The organism is Actinokineospora terrae (genome assembly GCF_900111175.1).
GTDB lineage: Bacteria > Actinomycetota > Actinomycetes > Mycobacteriales > Pseudonocardiaceae > Actinokineospora > Actinokineospora terrae.
In genome coordinates this window covers 181,690-198,199 of the sequence record NZ_FOGI01000008.1, presented here as the reverse complement: position 1 = coordinate 198,199, position 16,510 = coordinate 181,690, and the positions used below count along the sequence as shown (strand labels likewise).

The 16,510-nt window shown below is 71.9% G+C and carries 10 protein-coding genes; 7 read left to right on the top strand and 3 right to left on the bottom strand.

Features of this window, described 5'->3' with window-relative positions; translation table 11 throughout:
- Positions 1-19 precede the first annotated feature (19 nt).
- The 5 genes from BMY07_RS19675 to BMY07_RS19655 all read left to right on the top strand — a co-directional run bounded on the left by BMY07_RS19675 (position 20) and on the right by BMY07_RS19655 (position 5,691).
- Complete coding sequence (locus BMY07_RS19675; RefSeq protein WP_092780421.1) at positions 20-1,549, top strand: ABC transporter substrate-binding protein; 1,530 nt, start codon at positions 20-22, stop codon at positions 1,547-1,549.
- Positions 1,546-2,490 carry an ABC transporter permease gene (locus BMY07_RS19670; RefSeq protein WP_092781106.1) on the top strand — a complete coding sequence of 315 codons (945 nt, stop codon included), beginning with the start codon at positions 1,546-1,548 and terminating at the stop codon, positions 2,488-2,490. Before BMY07_RS19675 ends, BMY07_RS19670 begins: the two co-directional genes overlap by 4 nt.
- 301 nt (positions 2,491-2,791) lie before the next feature.
- A complete protein-coding gene (locus tag BMY07_RS19665; RefSeq protein WP_245782506.1) occupies positions 2,792-3,358 on the top strand; it encodes an ABC transporter permease in 567 nt (188 codons plus the stop codon).
- Positions 3,359-3,784: 426 nt separating this feature from the next.
- The gene (locus BMY07_RS19660) at positions 3,785-5,173 is read left to right on the top strand and encodes an ABC transporter ATP-binding protein (RefSeq protein ID WP_245782505.1); all 1,389 of its coding nucleotides are present in this window, start codon (positions 3,785-3,787) and stop codon (positions 5,171-5,173) included.
- Complete coding sequence (locus tag BMY07_RS19655; protein WP_092780415.1) at positions 5,170-5,691, top strand: GNAT family N-acetyltransferase; 522 nt, start codon at positions 5,170-5,172, stop codon at positions 5,689-5,691. Before BMY07_RS19660 ends, BMY07_RS19655 begins: the two co-directional genes overlap by 4 nt.
- Positions 5,692-5,742: 51 nt before the next feature.
- On the opposite strand, the gene BMY07_RS19650 is transcribed toward BMY07_RS19655, so the two are convergent.
- From BMY07_RS19650 to pheS, 3 genes are all read right to left on the bottom strand, one after another.
- A complete protein-coding gene (locus BMY07_RS19650) occupies positions 5,743-7,365 on the bottom strand; it encodes an alpha/beta hydrolase (protein WP_092780412.1) in 1,623 nt (540 codons plus the stop codon).
- 403 nt (positions 7,366-7,768) lie between these two features.
- Entirely contained in the window at positions 7,769-10,279 is a 2,511-nt protein-coding gene (pheT, locus tag BMY07_RS19645) for a phenylalanine--tRNA ligase subunit beta (protein ID WP_092780409.1), read from the bottom strand.
- The gene (pheS, locus tag BMY07_RS19640; RefSeq protein WP_092780406.1) at positions 10,279-11,346 is read right to left on the bottom strand and encodes a phenylalanine--tRNA ligase subunit alpha; all 1,068 of its coding nucleotides are present in this window, start codon (positions 11,344-11,346) and stop codon (positions 10,279-10,281) included. The genes pheT and pheS overlap by 1 nt, the downstream gene beginning before the upstream one ends.
- A 280-nt stretch (positions 11,347-11,626) precedes the next feature.
- Between pheS and BMY07_RS19635 the strand changes: the two genes are divergently transcribed.
- Together BMY07_RS19635 and BMY07_RS19630 are read left to right on the top strand one after the other, a co-directional pair.
- Positions 11,627-13,423: an HSP90 family protein gene (locus BMY07_RS19635; protein WP_092780403.1), complete on the top strand. Its 1,797-nt coding sequence runs from the start codon at positions 11,627-11,629 to the stop codon at positions 13,421-13,423.
- A 14-nt stretch (positions 13,424-13,437) separates the two neighbouring features.
- A complete protein-coding gene (locus tag BMY07_RS19630) occupies positions 13,438-16,332 on the top strand; it encodes a tetratricopeptide repeat protein (RefSeq protein ID WP_092780400.1) in 2,895 nt (964 codons plus the stop codon).
- Positions 16,333-16,510 lie beyond the last annotated feature (178 nt).

Genomic DNA, 16,510 nt, shown 5'->3' with positions numbered 1-16,510 from the left:
CCCTTCCTGGAGGCCCGCCATGTCCGACCCGTTCCCGACCCTGCGCCGACGCGGCTTCCTGGCCCTCGCCGGTGGTCTCGCGTTAGCCGGGTGCGCGTCCAGCCCTGGGCAGTCCGCTCCGCGTTCGGGTGGCCGAGTGCGGGCCGCGTTCGCCGGTGGCGGCGCGAAAGAGGTGCTCGACCCGCACATGGCGAGCCTGTTCGTCGAGGCGGCGCGGTCCAAGGCGCTCTACGACAAGCTCGCCGACTTCGGCGACGACCTGACCCCGGTGCCCCGGCTCGCCGAGAAGTGGGAGTCGAATGCGGACGCCACAGTCTGGCGGGTCTCGTTGCGCCAGGCCACGTTCCACGACGGACGGCCGGTGCGGGCCGCCGACGTGCTGTCGAGCTACGCGCGCATCCTGGACCCGAAGCGCGCGTTCCGGGCCAAGGCCAGCCTGGCGGTGATCGACCTGACGGCCAGTCGCGAGGTGGACGACCGGACAGTCGAGTTCGTGCTGACCCGGCCCTACGTCGAGTTCCCGAATGCCCTGGCGACGTTCTCCGCCTACATCATCCCCGAGTCTACTGAGGACTTCGCCAGGCCGGTCGGGTCCGGGCCGTTCTCGTTCTCCTCGTTCACCCCTGGTCGGTCCACTGTGGTCAAGCGGTACGCGGACTACTGGGACGGCGCCGCCAAGCTGGACGAGCTGGAGTTCGTGCTGGCCAACGAGGAATCGGCGCGGGTCAACGCCTTGCTGGCCGGTCAGGTCGAGTACGCGCACGACCTGTCGCCGGTCACCGCCCGAGCGCACGAGGCTGGTGGTCGGGTGCGGATCCTGCGCTCGCCCAACAGCGGCATCCAGGCGTTCGCGATGAAGGTCGACCGGCCGCCGTTCGACAACCGCGACCTGCGCGAGGCGATGTTCCTGCTGGCGGACCGCCCGCAGCTGGTCGAGTCGGTGCTGTCGGGGTCGGGTCAGGTGGCCAACGACCTGTACGGCAAGGGGTACAGGCACTACGCGGACGACATTCCGCAGCGGGCCCGCGACCTGGACAAGGCCCGGTTCCTGATCAAGCGGGCCGGTGCCGATGGCCTCAAGGTCGCGCTGAACACCTCGGAGGCGGCGACCGGCTTCGTCGAGGCGGCGACCGTGCTGGCCGACCAGGCGAGGCAGGCGGGGATCACGCTCGACGTCACGGTCGGCGACAAGGACACGTTCTGGTCGGACACGCTGAAGAACGGCTCCCTGTCGAGCTTCCGCTCCGGCGCGATGCCGATCGAGTCGCACCTGTCCCAGCGGCTGCTGTCGAAGTCCACCACCAACGTGACCAAGTGGGCGCGGCCCGAGTTCGACGCGCTCTACGACAAGGCAGTGTCTACTGTGGATGCTGGCGTGCGAGACTCGGTGTACCAGGAGATGCAGCGGACTCTGCACGCCGAGGGTGGGTATCTGGTGTGGGGCTTCGCTGACTGGGTCGTGGGTACGTCTCCGAGTGTTGACGGCGTGGGGACGGCGCCCGCGAACACCCTCGGCTGGGCCCGATTCGACCGCGTGTGGCTGCGGTGACCCTGGGGCGGTACGCGTCCCGCCGGGTGGCGTTGGGGCTCGTGCAGGTGCTCGTGGTTCTGGTGGCGGTGTTCTTGCTGGTCGAGGCGCTGCCGGGGGACGCTGCTGTCGCACTGGCTGGTGACAACCCGGACCCCGCGCGGGTGGCGGCGATCCGCGCCTCGATGGGGTTGGACCAGTCCGCTGTGGAGCGCTTTGTCGGCTGGCTCGGCGGCTTGGTCACGGGTGATCTCGGAACGTCCTTGGTGTCTGGGCGGCCGGTTGTGGATTTCATCGCGGGTGGGTTGCCGACAACGTTGCTCCTGGCAGGGGTGACGTTGCTGCTCCTGGTGCCGTCGTCGGTGCTGCTCGGGGTGTTCGTGGCCCGCCGCGCGGGTCGCGGGGTCGACCGGGTGGTCACGGCCGCCACGATCGGGTTGCACGCGGTACCCGAGTTCGCCCTGGCGATCGTGCTGGTCGCCCTGTTCGGGGTCACCCTGGGTTGGCTGCCACCGACCGCCCTGGGCGCGGACCCGCTGGCCGACCCGCTCGTGCTGGTCCTGCCCGTGATCGTCCTACTGGCCCGCCCACTCTGCGCGATAACCCGCCTCGTCCGCGCCGCCATGATCGACGCCCTCGCCTCGGACTACGTCCGCCACGCCCGCCGCCTCGGCCTGAGCCGATCCCGCGTCGACTACCGGCACGCGTTGCCGAACGCCCTGGCGCCCGCGGTGCAGCAGTTGGCGCGCACGACGGATTGGTTGCTGGGCGGGGTGATCGTGGTCGAGGCGGTGTTCGTGATCCCCGGGCTGGGGACCGCACTGGTGGACGCGGTCGCTGGGCGCGACATGCCGGTCGTCCAAGGCTTGGCGGTCCTGTTCGGCGTGACGACGGTCTTGGTGAACCTCGCCGCCGACCTACTCGCCTTCCGCCTGGCACCTCGCGCCGGAACCGCCGCATGACGATGACCGAGCCGGGTCGGCGGGAGCGCTGGACGAACTGCTGGGTGGGGTGGGATTGCCGTGCTGGTGCGCGTGGTGGGTTTGTGGGTGGTGCGGGGTGAAGGGGCGTTGGGGGCTGGGGGTTGGGGGTGTGTTGTTGGCGGTGCCGTTGGTGATTGCTGTGGTGGGGCCTTGGTTTGTGGGGGAGGTGGAGCGGGGGCGGGCGTTTGTGGACAGGGGGGTGCTGGGGACGGACTTCGTGGGGCGGGACGTCCTGGAGTTGGTGTTGGGGGGTGGGCGGTCGGTTGTGGGGATTGCGCTGGTGGCGACTGGGGTGTCGTACGCGGTGGGGGTGCCGTTGGCGTTGGTGGCGGCCATGGCGCGGCGGCGGTGGTTGGACGAGGTGGTGATGCGGCCGCTGGACGTCGTGCTGGCGGTGCCGTCGTTGTTGGTGTTGATCCTGGTGGCGGGGATCGCGCCGCGCGGGTACGGGACGGTGGTCGTGGTGGTGGCCGTGGTGACGGTGCCCGACCTCGTGCGGGTGGTGCGGGCGGCGGCGTTGGAGGTCGCCAGCCGACCCGCGCTCGAAGCGATGCGACTCCAGGGCGAGACCCGGCGGCGACTGGCGTTCGGCTACGTGGTCCCCGCCGTCGCGCCGACGCTGGTCGCCGACCTCGGGGTCCGGATCACCACATCCCTCTACCTCGTCGCCTCGGCAGGCTTCCTCGGCGTCGGCGTGGCCCCGGACGCGGCCGACTGGGCGGTGATGGTGGACCGCAACCAAGCGGGCCTCTTCCTCATCCCCTCCGCCGTCGTCGTCCCGGCGCTCCTGATCATCGCGTGGTCGGTGGGCGTGAACCTCGTCTTCGACCGCGCGGTACGGCGGTGACTCCCGTGCCACCACGATGGCGCGGAACGACGGGCGGCGATCCATTTGCGCGGTACGGCGGTGACTTCCAGGTCACCACAACGGCTCCGAACGATGCGACTACGCGGCGGGCGGCGCCCCACTTGGCCTGTGTTCAGCGTGTGGCATCGGGGCGGCGGCGAGGTCTATGCCCGCCGGGGTGGCGGGTGGCGGTGAACTGCGTCGGGTGGTCTCGCGCTCCCCATGGGTTGCGCTACCGGGTGAACTTCGCCTGGGCACATGGCGTGGGTGCAGGTCGGAGTTGTCCACAACGGCCGAGTTGTCCACAGATCGACGCGAACCGGGTTGTGCGCAACCGTGGGCCGATAGACTGGCGACGGGGACGCCCCCCGGGACTGGGTGGGGGCTGGGGGTTTGCGGGGTGGGTCTCCGGAAGTGGGTGGGGTGGTGAGCGCGGTGGTGGTTGAGGTGGTGGGGCTCCGGGTCGAGGTGGGCCGGGCGTTGGTGGACGGGGTTTCGTTCGGGGTGGGGAAGGGGGAAGTGCTGGCGATCGTGGGGGCGTCGGGGAGTGGGAAGACGACTGTGGGGTTGGCGTTGTTGGGGGAGTTCCCGGTGGGGGCGGGGGTATCCGGGGACGTGCGGGTGCGGGGGCGGGTGGGGTTCGTGCCGCAGCACCCGGGGGCGGTGTTGAACCCGGTTCGACGGGTGGGGGCGGTGTTGCGGGAGTTGGCGACCGCCGCCGAGGTCGGGCGGGCGGTGGAGGCGGCTCGGTTCCCGCGGGCACTGCTCGATCGGTACCCGCACCAGCTCTCCGGCGGGCAGCAGCAGCGGCTGGTGCTGGCACAGGCCTTGCTGTGCGATCCCGCTGTCGTCGTGGCGGACGAGCCGACGACCGGGCTCGACCGGGAGACGCGGGATGAGGTGGTGGCCGAGTTCGCGAGCATCGTTGCGCGCGGGACGGCGCTGGTGGTGCTCAGCCACGACATGGAGGTTGTGCGGGCGCTGGCGGACCACGTTGTCGTGTTGCGGGCGGGGAAAGTCATCGAGTCAGGGCCTGCCGCGGAGTTGCTGACCGCGCCTCGGCATCCCTATACCCGTGCGCTGCTGGTCGAGCCGTTGCGGGCGGCCGCGAACGATGCGATCAGCGCGGAGCGGCTGCGCATCGAAGGGCTCACCGCCAAGCACGGGCGCAACGTTGTTCTCCAGGACATTGATCTGCACGTGTCGGCGGGGGAGTGCGTCGCTGTCATGGGGCCATCGGGTAGTGGCAAGACCACGCTGGCCCGGTGCATCGTTGGTCTGCACCCGCCAAGCGAAGGCACCGTTGCGCTCGACGGTCGGCCGCTTGCCCGCACGCTCAGGTCCCGGTCACGAGAAGACCTCGCCGCCGTCCAGTACGTCTTCCAGGACGCCAGAGCCTCGTTCGACCACCGCCGACCCGTGCTCGACCAGGTCGCCCGCACCGCCGCACGACTTCGCGGCATGTCCACAGCGGACAGCAGAAGCGCCGCCCTGGCCGCGTTGGCCGAGGTCCGGCTCACCGAGGAGACCGCCCGCCGAAGACCCGCCACCCTCTCCGGCGGCGAACTCCACCGCGCCGCCCTCGCCCGCGCGCTCCTCGCCCGGCCGCGGGTCCTGGTCTGCGACGAGATCACCACCGGCCTCGACGCCGTCACCCGCACGAGCGTCCTGCGCCTGCTCGCCGCGCTCCGCGCCGCCCACGGCCTCACCCTGGTCCTGATCACCCACGACCACGCCGTCGCCGACCACCTCGCCGACCGCGTCGTGACCCTCCACAACGGACTGGTCCGCAACTCGAAGATCGGGAACCCATGACCTACACCATCCGAGCCGCCACCCCCGCCGACGTCCCCGGCGCGCGCTCGGTCATGCTCGACACCCTCTACCGGGACCTGGGCTACGGCTACCACCCCCGCTGGCACGACGACGTCGTCGACCCGGAAACCGTGTACCTGCGCGACCCCAGGCACGCGCTGTTCGTCGCCACCCTGGACGACGAGGTGGTGGCCACCACGGGAGTCCGGGCCGTGCTCCCGCAGAGCCCGCCGCATCCACAGTGGCTGGTCGACCGCTACCCGCGAGGCCGCACCGCGCAACTGTTCCGCGTCTACGTGCGTGGCGAACACCGGCGACACGGCCTGGCACGCAAGTTGGTGGCGGAGGCGACCAGGTTCGTGGCGGCGGAAGGCGGCTACGACGTCCTCTACCTCCACACCGACGCCCGCGTCCCCAGCGCCGCGCCCTTCTGGCGTTCAGTCGCCAAGGAAGTCCACGACGGCGGCAACGGCGACCCAGCGACCTTCCAGACCGTGCACTTCGAGATCCCGTTCTAGAAAGCCCAAAGGGCGGACGCGAGATCGCGTCCGCCCTTTGAGGTCTGGCAACTAGCCGCGTGCGCCGATGATGAGCTTCTGGAGGTCGGCGCGGGTGATGTCGTTCGCCGCGATGGACGCCTTGCGCTGCGCCGCACCAGCGGGAACCGGCTGCGGGAGCGGTTCGCACTGGGCGTCGGAGCGGCGGCCCGCCACCCGGGCGGGGAGCTTGCCCGTGGCGAGGTAGTCGGCGATCTTGTCGTCCACGCACGCGATCCCGTTGAGGGAACCGGAGTGCGTGGTGCCGCCGACGCCCTCGACGAGGACGGACTTCGGGAACCGCGAGCGCAGTTCCAGGCTGCCCTCGTACGGGGTCGCCGCGTCGAGGGTCTCGTTGAGCAGCAGGATCGGCGGGGCCTTCGAGCCGTCGACCTTGACCGGCGTGCCGACCTTGCCGCCCCAGTTCAGGCAGGGGGCGTTGAACCACGCGTTGCCCCACGTCTCGAACGGCGCGCGCAGGTGGGTGATCCAGTTGTCGATCTGCCACCTGGTCCACGAGGTGGGCCACTGCACGTCGGTGCACTGCGTGGCCAGGTACATCGCGAAACCGTTGTCAGTGCCGGGACCCTGGCTGTTGGACGCGTCGTAGAGCGCCTTCAGACCGGCGTAGTCGCCGCCGTTGACCCACGCGGAGAACGCGTTCGCCACGTCCTCCCAGCCGAACACGTAGTACCCGGCCTGCAGGAAGATGTCGGTCCACTCGTCCGGGCCGATGATGCCGCCCGCGGGCTTGGTGATGAACTTCAGCTGCTCGCGGTAGAACAGCGCCTCGACGTCGCGGCCCTTCTTGCCCAGGTGGTACACCGCGTCGTTCTTGGCGATCCAGTCGAAGTAGACCTTGATGTTGCGGTCGAACGCGACGTCCTGGTCCAGGTTCGCCTGGTACCAGACCTTGCGCGCGTCGACGTTGCCGTCGAGCACCATCCGGCGCACCCGCTCCGGGTACAGGGTCGCGTAGACCTGGCCCAGGTAGGTGCCGTAGGAGAAGCCGTAGTAGTTGATCTTCTCCTGCTTGAGCGCCTTGCGCAGCACGTCGATGTCGTTGACCGTGTCGGTGGTCTTGACGTTGTCGAGCAGCTCGCCGCCCGCGGTGTCGCAGGCCTTCGCGTAGTTCTTGGACCTGGTCAGCCAGGTCTGCTCGAGCTTCTGCGTCACCGGCACGTAGTAGGGCCGGTTGTAGGCGAAGTACGTGCCGTCGCAGGCCAGCGCGGGCTGGCTGGAGCCGACGCCGCGCGGGTCGAAGCCGATCCAGTCGTAGAACTCGCCCGCGCCGTTGGGCACGTACTCACCGAGCACCGACAGGGTCAGGCCGGAACCGCCGGGACCACCGGGGTTGGTGATCATGACGCCCTGGTACTGGTCCGCTGGCGCCTTGGCCGCGATCCGGGAGACCGCGATCTTGATCTTCGTGCCCTGCGGCTTGCTGTAGTTCAGCGGCACCTCGAGGAAGCCGCACTGCGCGCCGCGCCTGGCGAGGCCCGGGCTGGCACAGGTGCCCCACGCGATCGGCGCGGGGTCGTAGCCGACCTGGGTGGGTGCGGGCTTGGCCTGTGGGGCCGCGGAGACCACCGGCGCGAGCACCGCCCCGCCCACCACGAAGCCTGCCGCGGCGAGCACCGCCACGATTTTCTTCACATTGCCCCTTTTCTCATGCTTCGTCCGCACCCGGGTTGTGGTTCGCGGACCGCCCGATGCTGCCCCAGTGGCGTCCGGTTGGGAATAGCCGAACACCGATTTTTGCTAACGCGAAACCATGGTCGATCGACGATACCGGGCGCCGCGGGGAAAACCGGACCATCCACATCGGACCAGCCGGGTCGTCGTGGTCCGAATGCCCCGGTCCGGCCGACCGGGCCCGCGCGCACCACGCACGCAAGGAAATCGCGAAACCGACACGGGCACGGCGACAACCCTGCGTACCGCACCGGGTGGAGATCGGAATGCGCGTGGGCCAGTGGTTCGACTCGAAGCGGAGATCGGCGGGAAACGACGACGGGGGTGGACCCCAAGGCCCACCCCCGTCGCACAGTGCGTCCGATCAGCCGCGCAGTGTCGCGCCGTGCCGCTCGGTGGCCGCCGCGACCGCCGCGTCCCGCGCCGCCGTCGCCTCCTCCACCGTCAGCGTGCGGTCGGTCGCGCGCAGGCGCAGCGAGTAGGCCAGCGACCGCTTGCCCTCGCCCACCTGGCTGCCGCTGAACACGTCGAACAGGCTCAGCTCCTCCAGCAGTTCGCCGCCGCCACCGCGCAGGGTGTCGGTCAGCTCCGCCACCGGGACCTCGTCGTCGACCACCAGCGCGACGTCGAGCAGCACCGGCGGGTACGGCGACACGACCGGCACCACCTTGCGCTCGCGCACCGGCAGCAGGTCCAGGTCGAGTTCCATCGCGCAGGTCCGCTTCGGCAGCCCGAGCGCCTCGACGACCTTCGGGTGCAGCTCGCCCGCGTGCCCCACCGGGAACCCGCCGACGCTCAACCGCGCGCACCGGCCGGGGTGCCACGGCGCGAGCGCGTCGGCGCTCACCGCCAGCTCCACCCCCGCGGCCTCGGCGACCACGCGCGCGGCCTGCACGGCGTCGGCCCACGACGCGGCCTCACCGGCACCCCACCAGCCGACCCGCTGGTGGTTGCCCGCCAGCACGACGGCGACGTGGGTCGGCTGCGCGGGCAGCGCCGCGGCCAGCTGGGCGAACTCCTCGTCACTGGGTCGCCCCGCCACCGGCACGTCCGGCATCGGCGCGGCGTCCGCGCGCGGCAGCACGACCTGTCCGATGTGGAACAGCGCCACGTCCTTCGCGCCCCGGGAGACGTTGCGCGCCAGCGTGTCGAGCAGACCGGGCAGCAGCGTCGTGGCCAGCTGGTCGCGGTCGGCCTCCAGCGGGTTGCGCACCGCGACGGTGCGGCGGCGCACGTCGTCGGCGTCGAGCCCGAACGCGTCCCACACCCTCGGCGAGACGAACGGGAACGGCAGCACCTCGACGTAGCCCTGCTCGGCCAGCGTCCGCGAGATGTGCCTGCGGCGGCGCTGGGCCAGGGTCAGGCCGTGGCCGGCGGGCGCGGTCGGCAGCACCGACGGGATGGTCTCGTATCCCTGCAACCGCAGGACCTCCTCGACCAGGTCGGCGGGCTGGGTCAGGTCCGCGCGCCAGCTCGGCGGGTACGCGGTGACCACCGGCGTGCCGTCCTCGGCGGCGCCTACCTCGACCCGGCAGCCGATCTGCTGCAGCCTGGCCGCGGTCACGCCGCGGGCGTAGCGGGTGCCGGCGACCCGGTCCGGCAGGTCCATCGCCATGACCACCGGCTCGGCGGCGTGCGGGGTGCCCTCGTCGGTGCGGCCGGGCTGGATGCTGCCCTCGCCGTACTGGCGCAGCAGCCGCGCGGCCCGCTCCAGCGCGACCGGCGGCAGCGCCGGGTCGACGACCCGCTCGTAGCGCCGCGACGCCTCGCTGGGCAGCTTGTGCCTGCGCACCGCCCGCGCGATCGACGGCGGGTCCCAGACGGCCGCCTCCAGCAGGATGTCGGTGCTGTCGTCGCGCACCTCGGTGCTCGCGCCGCCCATCACCCCGGCCAGCGACACCGGGCCGGACTCGTCGCTGATGACGATGTCGTCCGGGTCCAGGGTCCGCTCGACGCCGTCGAGGGTCACCAGCTTCTCGCCCGCCACCGCGTGCCGCACGGTCAGCCCGCCGCGCAGCCGCGAGGTGTCGAACGCGTGCATCGGCTGGCCCAGCTCGAGCATCACGAAGTTGGTGATGTCGACCGCGAGCGAGATCGACCGGATCCCGGCCAGCATCAGCGTGCGGCGGATGTGCCACGGCGTCGGCGCGGTCGGGTCCACACCGGTCACCCGGCGCACCGCGAACCGCGAGCACGCGCCCTCGGCGGCCAGGTCCACCGCGATGGCCCGGTTCTCCGCCGCGGGGACGTCGATGGCCGCCGGGTCCGCGAAGCCCAGGTCGAGCGCGCAGGCCAGCTCCCTGGCCAGGCCGCGCATCGACAGGCAGTAGCCGCGGTCGGCGGTCGGCGCCAGCTCGATGACGGTGTCGGTGAGCCCGAGCAGCTCGATGGCGTCGTCACCCGGCGCCACGTCGTCGTCCACGGGCAGCACCAGGATGCCGGAGTGGTCGTCGCCCAGGCCCAGCTCGTCGGCCGCGCAGATCATGCCGCGGCTGACCTTGCCGTAGGTCTTGCGCTCGCTGATCGCGAAGTCGCCGGGAAGCACCGCGCCGGGCAGCGCCACGACGACCACGTCGCCCTCGACGAAGTTGGTGGCACCGCAGACGACCTGGGTGGTCAGCGGCTGCTCGCCGTCCTCCTCGGGTTCGCCGATCTCCACGGTGCAGTACCGGATCGGCTTCTTGAACTCGGTGAGCTCCTCGATCTGCGCGACCCGGCCGACCACCACCGGACCGGTGACCGGGCCCAGCGGCAGGACGTCCTCGACCTCGATGCCGACCCGGATGAACGCCTCGGCGATCTCGGTCGCGCCGATGTCGCGGTGGTCCTCGGTGAGTTCGAGCTGCTGGATCAGCCAGCTGACGGGGATCCGCACTACGCCTCCGTGCCGAAGGGAAGGGTGAACCGGACGTCGCCCTCGACCATGTCGCGCATGTCCGGGATGCCGTCGCGGAACTGCAGGGTGCGCTCGATGCCCATGCCGAAGGCGAAGCCGGAGTAGACGTCCGGGTCGACGCCGCAGGCGCGCAGGACGTTCGGGTTCACCATCCCGCAGCCGCCCCACTCGACCCAGCCGGGGCCGCCCTTCTTGGCGGTGAACCACACGTCGAGCTCGGCGGAGGGCTCGGTGAACGGGAAGAACGACGGCCGCAGCCGCACGTGCGCCTCGTCGCCGAAGATGGCCCTGGCGAAGGCGTCCAGCGTGCCCTTGAGGTGGGCCATGGTCAGGCCCTTGTCCACGGCGAGGCCCTCGACCTGGTGGAAGACCGGGGTGTGGGTGGTGTCGAGCTCGTCGGTGCGGAAGGTCCGACCGGGGCACACCACGTAGACCGGCAGGTCGCGGTCGACCAGCGAGCGGATCTGCACCGGCGAGGTGTGCGTGCGCAGCACCAGCCCGGAGTCCCGCGCACCGGCGTAGAACGTGTCCTGCATGGTGCGCGCCGGGTGGTCCTTCTTGAAGTTCAGCGCGTCGAAGTTGAACCACTCGCCCTCGAGCTCGGGGCCCTCGGCGATCTCGTAGCCCATGCCGACGAACACGTCGCCGATGCGCTCCGAGAGCGTGGTGATCGGGTGCCGGGCGCCGCGCGGCCGCCGGTCCCACGGGAGGGTGACGTCGACGCCCTCCTCGCGCAGCACCCGCTCGTCGCGTTCCACCTTCAGGCGGGCGAGGCGGTCCTCGTAGGCGGCCTTCACCAGCGCCTGGGCCTCGTTGACCCGCTTGCCCGCCTCCGAGCGCGCCTGCGGGGGCAGCGCGCCGATCTCCCGGCGGGCCTGCAGCAGCGGCGAGCGGTCCCCGAGGTGGGCTGGCTTCACCGAGGCGAGCGCGTCGAGGTCGGCCGCGGAGCCGAACTCCTCGCGGGCCTTCTCCACGGCGGCCTGGAGGACGTCGGGCGAGAGCGCCGCGACCTCCTTGGGGTCGTACGGGTCGTTGGCTCCGGACATGGTTTCTGGACAGCTCCCCGGGGGTCCTCGTGCGGACGGCTGCGCACCCGGCGGGGCGGGTGAGCTGCCTCGATCCTAGGTGATCGCCCTCGGGGTCCGACACCGAGTTGGCGCAGCGCCGCCCGGTGGGGTTGCCCCGGGTAGCGGTACGGGTTCGCGCGGCCGGGTGAAGGCCGGGCCGATGTCATAGGACGCCTGTACTGTGACCTGGGCCGGTCGGTTGCCCAGCCCCTGCCCGCCCTGCCCGTCCGCCCGCGTCCCTACCCCGCAGAGGTCCACCTTGGCCCAGACATTCGGTGTCAACCTTCGCGGTGTCATCGACCTGCTCAGTCACCACCTCTACAGCAGCCCGCGGGTCTACGTGCGCGAGGTGCTGCAGAACGCGGTGGACGCGGTCACCGCGCGGGGGCTGGTCGAGCCGGGGGCGCCGCGCCGGATCACCCTGGAGTGCCCCGAGCACACCGGTGACGGGACGCTGCGGGTGCGCGACACCGGCATCGGGTTGGCCGAGGACGAGGTGCACGCGCTGCTGTCCACCCTCGGCGGGACGTCCAAACGCGACCAACTCGGCTTCGCCAGGCGCGACTTCCTCGGCCAGTTCGGCGTCGGGCTGCTCTCGTGCTTCCTCGTCGCCGACGAGGTGCGGCTGGTCAGCCGCTCGGCCAAGGGCGGGCCCGCGGTGCGCTGGACCGGGCGCAACGACGGCACCTACACCGTGCAGGTCGACGACTCCGCGCGCGACGAGGTCGGCACCACGCTGACCCTGCTGCCCAGGCGGGACTGCGACCACTGGGCCGAGTACGCCACGGTCGCGCCGCTGGCCGCCGAGTTCGGGTCCCTGCTTCCTTACGAGGTGCGCGTCGTGGGCGCCACCGACACGGCGGTGGTCACATCGGGTGGATTCCCGTGGACCCGGGTCGAGGGGGAGACCAGCGCCGAGCACCGCGACCGGATGGCCGGGTACTGCAAGGCCGTCTTCGGGTTCGAGCCGTTCGACGCGTTGCCGCTAGAGGTCGGCGCCGCCGGACTCACCGGGGTCGCGTTCGTCCTACCGGAAGGCGCGCACCCCGGAGCCCGGCAGGCCCACCGGGTCTACCTGAAGCGGATGCTGGTCGGCACCTCGGTGGAGGGCCTGCTGCCGGACTGGGCCTACTTCGTGCGGTGCGTCGTGGACACCTCCGCGCTCCGCCCGACCGCGAGCCGCGAGGCGCTCTACGAGGACGAGACGCTGCTGGCCGTGCGCGACGCCCTCGGCGGCCGGGTGCGCGACTGGCTGGTGCGGCTCGCGGCCACCGAGCCGGAGCGGGCGGGCGCGCTGCTGGCCGCGCACCACATGGGCATCAAGTCCCTCGCCCTGGTCGACGACGAACTCCTCGGCCTGGCCGAGCGGTGGCTGCCGTACGAGACCACCCGGGGCGCCATGCCGCTGCGCCAGTTCCGCCGCAGCCACCCGACCGTGCTCTACACCCCGGACGTCGACGAGTTCCGCCAGCTCGCCCCGGTCGCCGCCGCCCAGGACATCGGGCTGGTCAACGCCGGGTACGCCTACGACACCGACCTGTTGCGTCGCATCGCCGAGCGCGACGGCCCCGACACCGCGCGCCGGGTCGACCCCGGGGAACTGCTGGCCGCGCTCGGCCGCCCCGACGCGGGCACCGAGGCCGCGCTGGCCGACACGGTCCGGGTGGCCACCGCGGTCCTGCACGACCACGACTGCGAGCCGACGCTGCGCGAGTTCGACCCGGTGTCGCTGCCCGCCCTGCTCATCGCCGACGCCGACGGGGAGCGCAGGCAGGACGCCGAGGACGCCCGCGCGGGCGCCGACCCGCTGTGGCAGGACCTGCTCGGGCACCTGGTCGACGCCGGGTCCGGCGCCGCGCAGCGGCTGGTGCTCAACACCCGCAACCCGCTGGTGGCCCGGCTCGCCGAGGTCGCCGACACCGCGCTGCTGGAGTCCGCGGTGCGCGCGCTCTACGTCAACGCCCTGCTCCAGTCGCACCGCCCGCTGCGCCCCAAGGACACCGCCGCGCTCACCGGGTCGTTCCTCGACCTGCTCGACCGCGCCATCGGACACTGACCCGGAGGATCGACGTGCCCGAGCCCGACCCGCGTGAGCGCCTGGCCAGGCAGCTGCACGAGTCCGACGACCTGCCAGCCGGGGCGGCCAAGTGCGAGGCGCTGGAACGGGTCGCGCGGTCCGCCGACGCCGCCGGGCTGCCCGACCTCGGCGTCGCCGCGCGGCTGGTGCTGGTCAACGCCTACCGCGAGATCCGCCGCTACGACCTGATGCTCACGCCGTTCGCGTGGCTGCGCGCCACCGAGGCGCGGCACCCGGAGGCGTTCGACGAGTGGGCGGTGCACCAGTTCACCTGGATGCACAAGTGGCTGGCCACCGGCCTGCTCGGCGACCCCCGGTTCACCCTGGCGCAGATCACCGCCCTGGTCGACCAGCTCGAACAGCGCTACCGGCTGCACGGCTACTCGCTGCACCCGGTGCACGACAAGCGCCGCGCGCTGGCCCACCACGTGGGTGACACCGGCGCCGCCGACGCCCACTTCACCGCGTGGCGCGGCGCCGAGCCCGACGACATGAGCGACTGCCCGGCGTGCGTCGTGGACAGCCAGGTCGGCTACTTCGTGTCCCGGGAGCGGTTCACCGAGGCGATCGCGGTGGCCAGGCCGGTGCTCGACGAGCCGTCCGACTGCGCGGAGCAGCCGCACGGGGTGCTCGCCTCGCTCATCGAGGCCTACCTGGCCACCGGCAGGCTCGACGACGCGGCCCGGGCGCACCTGGTGTCGTACCGGGTGGTGCGGGGCACGCCGCAGGGCCGCTCCGCGCTGCACGCGCACCTGCGGTTCTGCGCGATCACCGACAACGCCGCGCGGGGCCTGGAGATCCTCGTCGACAACCTCGACGTCCTCACCGATCCGCCCAGCCCGAAGGTGTTGCAGGAGTTCGCCGCCGCGGCCGCGCTGGTGCTGAGCCGGGTGCCCGACCGGGCGCGGCGGGTGTTCGCCGTGGGCGAGGTCGAGCTCGACGGCGAGGCGCTGCGGGTGTTCTGCGCCGAAGAGGCGTTGGCGACAGCGGCGGCGTTCGACCGGCGCAACGGGACGGACGCGGTGAGCAGGCGGGTCCGCGCCACGCTGGAGCTGGCGGACGTGGGGCCGGTGCTGGTCGCGGTGCCGGGGGCGTCATTCGGCGAGCAGGCCGGGTCGTTCAGCGGCGAGCTCGACACCGGGGCTGTCGTCGAGTCCGGTGTGGTCGCTGATGCCGGAGTGGTCGGTGATGTTGGGGCGCTCGGTGATGCTGGGGTGGCCGGTGATTCCGGAGTGCTCGTCGCCGGGGTGCTGCCCGGTGCCGAGGTGGACCGGGTCGCGGCGGCCGAGGCGGCGTGCGCGGCGATCGAGGCGGGGCAGGTGCTCACCGGGGTCCGGCAGCTGGCCGGGGTGCGGTCGGTGGCCGGGCTGCCGGACCGGCTCGCCGCGCGGGTGACCGCGCACCGGCTGCGGTTCCAGCGCGTGGACGACCCGGTGGCCTCGGCGGAGCGGTTGATGGCGTGCCAGGGGCGGCTGGTGGAGGTCGGGGAACTGGTCCTCGCCGCCCGGCTGCACCAGGTGCTCGCCGGGTTCTGGCAGGCGGCCGGGCAGACCGCGCGCGCTCGTGACCACGCGCTGCTGGCCATCGCGGAGGGCACGACCCTGGCGGACCCGCTCGCGGTGGTCTACGGGCACCTCGCCGTGGTGGACCTGGATTTGGCGGCGGGTGCCGCCTCTCTGGACACGGCGGAGGAGGTGGCGACCGCCACCGCGCCGGAACTGCTCGGCGCGGTGCGCGACGTCCGGGCCGAGCTGCTGGCCGCGCGCGGTGACGAGGAGGGCGCGCTGGCGGTCGTGGCCGGGCTGCTCGACGAGGCCCACGCCTGGCCCGAGCTGACCACGCTGCGGCTGGTGGAGCACCGGGCGCGGCTGCTGGCGGACATGGGCCGGTTCGAGGAGTCCGCCGGCTGGTTCGAGAAGCTGGTGGCCCGGTGCCGGACCAGCCCGGGCCCGTGGCTGGCGGACTCGCTGATGCAGTACGCCATCCTCATCGACCACGCGGGCCTCGCGGCCGACAACCTGCCGATCCTGCTGGAGACAGTGTCGGCCGCCCGCGCGTACCTGCCGCCGGTGGGCACCGCGCAGGCGTGCCTGCACCTGTCCGCCGGATACCTGGCCACCGGCCGCGCCCTCGAAGCGGCCGAGACCCTCGAAGAAGCCCTCCGCCTCACCCCACCCACCGCGACCGACCTCCTCGGCAAGATCCACTACCGCCTCGCCATGGCCTGCCGCGACCTCGGCGAACACACCTCCGCCGAAACCCACCTCACCGCCGTCATCAACGCGGGCCCCACCGACGACGCCCTCCTGGGCCACCTACTCCACCAGTTGGGCGACGTCCGCATGCACCTCGGCGCCCTCCCCGAAGCCGCCACCGCCTTCGAACACTCCGCCGCCCACTGGCGCGTCGTCGACAACCCGATCGCCGCCAGCGAGTCCTTGGTGCGCTTGGCTCATGCGCGGGGGATGGGGGATCTGACGATGGGACTGTCCTATTTGGACGAGGCGGAGTCGTTGGCTGCTTCGACCGAGGACGGGCTTGATCAGCTTGCGGAGACTGTTGGGTTCCGTGCTGCTTTGCTTGCGCACCATGAGCACTATGACCAGGCTCTCACTGCCAATGCCGCTGCGGAGGAACTGGCGGTGCGGTTGGGGAATCCTGACTGGCAGGCTTTCCTTGCTGGTCGGGCTGCGCATCTGCACCTGGACATCGGCAATCATGGCACGGCTGAGGCTGAGGCTCGGCGCGCCGCTGCTTTGCTGGGGGATACGCCTAATCCGCAGACGTTGGGGGTGGTGTTGGGGACGTTGGCGCGGACTTTGGAGGAACAGGGAAAGCCAGTGGACTCCGACCCCCTGGTCAAGTCCTTGACGACCCAACTGGACTGACCACCCGCCCCTCTCAAGTGTCGATCCGCAGGTGTCCCTCCCAGGCGTTGGTCCCCACGTGCCCCTCACGATCGTTGGCCTCCGCGCGCCCCATCGAGCCAGCTCGGCACCAGCGACTCCGAGGAGCGTTGTAGGGCCAACGTCTGAGAGGGGCGTGTTGGGGCCAACGTTGTTGGCT

Bases quoted from the DNA above. Each gene is read 5' to 3' on its own strand.
- BMY07_RS19675 (WP_092780421.1), top strand. From the start codon at position 20: ATGTCCGACCCGTTCCCGACCCTGCGCCGACGCGGCTTCCTGGCCCTC.
- BMY07_RS19655 (WP_092780415.1), top strand. From the start codon at position 5,170: ATGACCTACACCATCCGAGCCGCCACCCCCGCCGACGTCCCCGGCGCG.
- pheS (WP_092780406.1), bottom strand. From the start codon at position 11,346: ATGTCCGGAGCCAACGACCCGTACGACCCCAAGGAGGTCGCGGCGCTC.